Origin of the sequence: Xanthomonas sp. SHU 166 (assembly GCF_000364685.1) — a bacterium.
In the GTDB taxonomy this organism is placed as follows: Bacteria; Pseudomonadota; Gammaproteobacteria; order Xanthomonadales; family Xanthomonadaceae; genus Xanthomonas_A; species Xanthomonas_A sontii.
This window is the reverse complement of sequence record NZ_AQOJ01000746.1, coordinates 1-5,304: the sequence shown is the minus strand read 5'-3', so window position 1 is coordinate 5,304 and position 5,304 is coordinate 1. Positions and strand designations below refer to the sequence as shown.

Sequence of the window (5,304 nt, the reverse complement as noted above, 5' to 3'; positions counted from 1 at the left end):
AGCGGCGGGTGACGGTGCCGTTTTTGCGGAGGGTGGGAATCGGGAATGGGGAATCGGGAATGGGGAAAAACTGAGATCCCCGCGACCGAGGCCGGACTGCGGCATTCGAGAAAAACAGCGCTTCGCGCCGCGTGACCGGGCACGGCGCCGCTGATGTTCCGCGTGTTGTGCTCGGAATCGAAGGGTTCTGGAGATGCCCGCATGCCGCCGTGGGGCAGGCAAGCTGTGGGACCTCAGCTTTTCCCGATTCCCGATTCCCGTTTCCCCATTCCCAGCACCTCATCCAACTCCGCCAGCCGCTGCGGCGTCCCCACGTCGGTCCAGCGGCCAGGGTGGTGCAGGCCGTGCAGCTGGCCTCGTTCGGCCTGCGCACGCAGCAGCGGCACCACCGAGAAGCGGGGCGGCACGCCCGGCGCGGTCGGCGCCCGGGCGGCGATGATCTGCCAGTCGCGCAGCAGGGCGGGGCGGTACATGCCGATGCCGGCGTAGGTCAGCAGCGATTCGCCGGCGTTGTGCACGCGCCCGTCGTCCTGCAGGGCGAAATCGCCGTGCGCGGCATAGGCCGGCGGATCCACCAGCACCAGTTGCGCCAGGCCCGGCGGCTCGGGCGCCAGTCGGGCGAAATCGAAGTCGGTCCAGATGTCGCCGTTGACCAGCAGGAACGGCGCTTCGCCGAGCAGCGGCAGCGCGTGCAGCATGCCGCCACCGGTTTCCAGCGGCGTGGCGCCTTCGTAGGAATAGGCGATGCGCAGCCCGAACGCGCTGCCGTCGCCGAGCGTCTGCGGGAACTGTTCGGCCAGCCAGGACGTGTTGATCACCACCTCGCGCACGCCTAGCGCGGCGAGCTTGCGCAGGTGCCAGACGATCAGCGGCGTGCCGCCCACCGCGAGCAGCGGCTTGGGCGTGTGTGCGGTCAACGGACGCATGCGCTCGCCGAGGCCGGCGGCGAAGATCAGCGCCTTCATGCGCCGGCCGCCGCGCGCTGCGCCAGGGCCGGCTTGATCCGCGTCTGCAGCAGCTGCGCCAGCGGCTGCAGGGTCGGGTGCCGCGGCAATGCCTCGTCGAGGTAGGCGATGAAGCGCGGCACGTTGTCCAGGTACCAGGCCTTGCCGTCGCGGTAGTTCAGCCGCGCGAAGATGCCCAGGTTTTTCAGGTGGCGCTGCACGCCCATCCACTCGGCGTCGCGCAGGAACTGCGCCAGCGGCGGCACCGGGATCCCGGCCTGCAGCGCACGTGCGTGATAGCTGGCGAGCCAGGCGTCGACCTGCGTCAAAGGCCAGCTGACCGTGGTGTCCTTGAACAGGCTGACCGGGTCGTAGGCCACCGGTCCGATCACGCAGTCCTGGAAATCCAGCACCGCCGGGCCGTCGGCCGCCGGCATCAGGTTGCGCGGCATGAAGTCGCGATGCACCAGCACCTGCGGCTGGGTCAGCGCGTTGTCCATGAGCTGATGCTGCACGCCGTGCAGGGCCGCGCGTTCGTCGGCATCCAGGGTGATGCCCAGGTGGCGTTGCAGGAACCACTCCTCGAACAGGCCCGCGTCGCGTTGCAGCAGCGCCTCGCCGAACACGCCCATGCCTGGCGGCGGCGCGATCGCCTGCAGCCGCAGCAACTGGCCGAGCGCGGCGTCGAAGTGCGCGTCCGCCGTGCTCGTGTCCAGGCATTGCGCCAGGGTCGGTTGGCCCAGGTCTTCCAGCAGCAGGAAGCCGGCCTCCGCGTCCTGCGCCAGGATTTCCGGGACCCGCACGCCGCCGCCGCGCAGCAGCGCGTGCATGCGCAGCCACGGCCGCACGTCTTCCAGGTCCGGCGGCGAATCCATCACGATGCGGCTGACGCCGTGGCCGTGGCTGCGCCAGTAGCTGCGCTGGCCGGCGTCCACCGAGGCGCGCTGCAGCGTCGCCTGTGCGTCGTCCAGGGCCGTGCGCGCCCAGGCCAGGCGTTGCGCGGCGCGTGCCGCAAGAACATCGGGAACCATCGGGCTGGCGCTCATCGGCAGGCTGCGGCGGAAACGAGCCGCACAGCGTAAACGGGCGCCGCCGCTGTGGCGAGCGGCGCGCCGTGCCTCAACGCTTGCTGGAGAACAGCCGCAACAGCGCGAGCAGGGCGATGGCGCCGAGCAGCGCACCGAGGAAGCCCGCCGGCTCGCCACGGCTGTACCAGCCCATGTAGTGGCCGAACCAGCCGGCCAGCAGCGCGCCGGCGATACCCAGCAACACGGTGAACAGACAGCCGGAGCGTCCGCTGCTGGGGCCGAGGAAACGCGCCAGCAGGCCGACCACGAAGCCCACCAGGATGATGTAGAGCCAGCTGTCGCTGCCGAACAGAGTGTGCATGGGAAGCGTTCCGGACGCGGAGGGGGATCAGCGTCGGATCGTGCCAGATCGACTGTGATGGCGTCGATGCTTGGATGCGGGCAGCAGGCGGCCAGCCCATGGGGCTGGCCGCTCGCGCTGTCCAACGGTCACGCTAGGGAGGGGCGTCGCGTGTGGACCGACGCCTCTCCTGCAGAAAGCCAGGGAAATCAGGCGCTCAGGAAACCGGCTCCGCCAATCCCCAATCCCGAATCCCCAATCCCGGCCCCATCAACAGCACCCATGCCCACCATGCTGCTCGCCGCCGGCCACCGCCGCGCTGCCGGTGGTCTCGCCGCGCAGGCTGGCGGCATGGTGGGCGGCGATCACCCGCGACACGCAGGCGGTGACCCGCTTGCCCATCGGGATGTGCAGGAACTCGTTCGGGCCGTGCGCGTTGGAATGCGGGCCGAGCACGCCGGTGATCATGAACTGCGCGCCGGGGAACTTCTCGCCGAGCATGCCCATGAACGGAATCGAGCCGCCTTCGCCCATGTACATCGCCGGCTTGCCGAACGCCGCCTGCGAGGCCGCTTCGATCGCATCCGTCAGCCACGGCGACTGCGCCGGTGCGTTCCAGCCGGAGGAGGACTTCTCCAGCGCCAGCGACACCTCGGCGCCGTACGGCGGATCGCGCAGCAGCACGTCCTTGAGCAGTTCGCCGGCGTGCTTGCCGTCCAGCGTCGGCGGCAGGCGCAGCGACAGCTTCACCGCGGTTTCCGGGCGCAGCACATTGCCGGCCGAGGCCAGCGGCGGCAGGCCGTCGGCGCCGGTCACCGACAGTGCCGGGCGCCAGGTGCGGTTGAGCACCAGCTCGGACAGGTCCTCGTGCATCGGCCGCATGCCGGGCAGGAACGGGAACTTGCTGTAGACCTCGTCGCCCAGCACCTCGGCGACCTTGCGCGCCTGCGCCAGCCGCTCCTCGGGGATGTCGGCGTACAGACCCTCGACCTTGATCTTGCCGGTGGCTTCGTCCTCCAGCCGCGACAGCAGGTCGCGCAGCACGCGGAAGCTCGACGGCACCACGCCGGAGGCGTCGCCCGAATGCACGCCTTCGCTGAGCACCTTGACGCTGAAGTTGCCGCCGGCCAGGCCGCGCAGCGAGGTCGTGCACCACAGTTGTTCGTAGTTGCCGCAGCCCGAATCCAGGCACACCACCAGCGAGGGCTTGCCGATCCGCGCCGCCAGGTGGTCGACGTAGGCGGGCAGGTCGTAGCTGCCCGATTCCTCGCAGGCCTCGATCAGCACCACGCAACGCGCGTGCGGGATGCCCTGGTCCTGCAGCGCCTGGATCGCCGCCAGCGAACCGAACAGGGCGTAGCCGTCGTCGGCGCCGCCGCGGCCGTACAGGCGGTCGCCCTTGAGCACCGGCGTCCATGGGCCCAGGTCGGCGTCCCAGCCGGTCATTTCCGGCTGCTTGTCCAGGTGCCCGTACAACAGCACGGTGTCCTCGCCGGTCGCGTCGCTGCTGGCCGGCACCTCCAGGTAGATCAACGGGGTGCGGCCTTCCAGTTGCACCACCTCCACCTGCAGGCCGGGGATCGCCTGCGCGCGCGCCCAGCGCTCCATCAGCGCCACCGCATCGGCCATGTAGCCATGCGCGACCCAATCGGCGTCGAACATCGGCGATTTGTTGGGGATGCGGATGTAATCGACCAGTTGCGGGACGATGTCGTCATCCCACTTTTCGCTCAGGAAACGGTCGATCTTGGCACTGTCCATGAAAAGCTCCGAAGTGATTGCACACGTGTGCAGCCATTCTACGCCCCGGTGCCCGTGTAGGGTTTTTCCTACACGGCGACGCGCCGTTTACCTGCTGTTTGTGACGCGTTCCGACGATAGGCTGTACCCATGTGGCGAGCGATGCTGACAACGCCGGCAGGAAAGGCCGGCGAAGTCCCCATCCAAGTCACAAGGAGCGTTGCCATGCAGTCTTTTATCGTGGTCCTGAAGTCGCTGGTCGTTGCCCTGATGCTGTCCGGTTCCGCGCTCGCCGCGGACAAGGTCAACATCAACTCCGCTGGAGCGGAGGAAATCGACCAGGTGTTGGTGAACGTGGGGGCCTCCAAGGCCCAGGCGATCGTCGACTACCGGCAGGCGCACGGACCTTTCAAGAGCGCCGAGGAACTGGCACTGGTGAAAGGCATCGGACTCAAGACGGTCGAGCGGAACCGCGACCGGATCGATGTGGGCGCCACGAAGGCACCCGCACCGACAGCCGCCAAGCAGGCAGCTGCCAAGCCGGTGGAAAGGCGTTAAAGGGATTTGCAACGAAAGGATAGGGCCGGCGCTGGACGCGCGGCCGCAGCCTCACTGAGCAGGATGCGAAGGGGGAAGGCAGGAAGCCGACAGGGAGGTACATCGTCGCCCGGCGTTGCACAGTGACGTGCAGCCGGGCGATGTTTTTTTGGGCGCCATGGCGCCTCTTGCGTCGCATATTCGGGCTGGCCAAGGATAGGCCGCTTGCCCTGATCGTGCAGAATGCGCGCATGGACTGGTGCATGCTGCCCGCGCGGGTGATCCCCGCCAATGAGTATCGCCGCGAACGCTGGCGCAACGGCCTGGGCTGGACCCGGGAGATCCTGCGTCTGCCGGCCGCCGGCGATGACTGGGTGCTGCGCCTGTCCATCGCCGAGATCGAGCAGGATGCCGCCTTCTCAGCTTTCCCCGGGATCGACCGCGAACTGGTCCTGCTGCGTGGCAACGGCGTGCGCCTGCGTTTCGACGACGGCGAGGAACAGGTGCTGCAGGATCCTTGCGCGCGCCTGCGCTTCGCCGGCGAGCGGCCGCTGCGTGGCGAGTTGCTGGACGGGCCGACCCACGATTTCAACCTCATGTGGCGACGCGACCGGCTGCGCACGCAACTGCTGCACCGGCCGCTGGTTGGGCCGATGCTGTTCTTCGCCGAGCCCGGTGTCGCCTGGGCCGTTCATCTTCTGGCAGGGCAAGCGCA

The 5,304-nt window shown here is 68.8% G+C and carries 6 protein-coding genes; 2 read left to right on the top strand and 4 right to left on the bottom strand.

Annotated elements, in window-relative coordinates; translation table 11 throughout:
• Window positions 1–233: 233 nt before the first annotated feature.
• From murU to D180_RS17340, 4 genes are all read right to left on the bottom strand, one after another.
• Window positions 234–965 carry an N-acetylmuramate alpha-1-phosphate uridylyltransferase MurU gene (gene murU, locus D180_RS17355; RefSeq protein WP_017913800.1) on the bottom strand — a complete coding sequence of 244 codons (732 nt, stop codon included), beginning with the start codon at window positions 963–965 and terminating at the stop codon, window positions 234–236.
• Window positions 962–1,990, bottom strand: coding sequence for a phosphotransferase (locus tag D180_RS17350; RefSeq protein WP_017913799.1), 1,029 nt, complete (start codon window positions 1,988–1,990; stop codon window positions 962–964). The genes murU and D180_RS17350 overlap by 4 nt, the downstream gene beginning before the upstream one ends.
• A gap of 73 nt (window positions 1,991–2,063) precedes the next feature.
• The gene (locus tag D180_RS17345; protein ID WP_010344083.1) at window positions 2,064–2,333 is read right to left on the bottom strand and encodes a GlsB/YeaQ/YmgE family stress response membrane protein; all 270 of its coding nucleotides are present in this window, start codon (window positions 2,331–2,333) and stop codon (window positions 2,064–2,066) included.
• A gap of 249 nt (window positions 2,334–2,582) precedes the next feature.
• On the bottom strand, window positions 2,583–4,073 hold the full coding sequence (locus D180_RS17340; RefSeq protein ID WP_017913798.1) for a M20 family metallopeptidase: 1,491 nt from the start codon (window positions 4,071–4,073) through the stop codon (window positions 2,583–2,585).
• A gap of 204 nt (window positions 4,074–4,277) precedes the next feature.
• Between D180_RS17340 and D180_RS17335 the strand changes: the two genes are divergently transcribed.
• Together D180_RS17335 and D180_RS17330 are read left to right on the top strand one after the other, a co-directional pair.
• The gene (locus D180_RS17335) at window positions 4,278–4,610 is read left to right on the top strand and encodes a ComEA family DNA-binding protein (RefSeq protein WP_017909203.1); all 333 of its coding nucleotides are present in this window, start codon (window positions 4,278–4,280) and stop codon (window positions 4,608–4,610) included.
• 230 nt (window positions 4,611–4,840) lie between these two features.
• Window positions 4,841–5,304: HutD family protein (locus D180_RS17330; RefSeq protein ID WP_017913797.1), on the top strand; the 464-nt coding region annotated here is incomplete at its 3' end.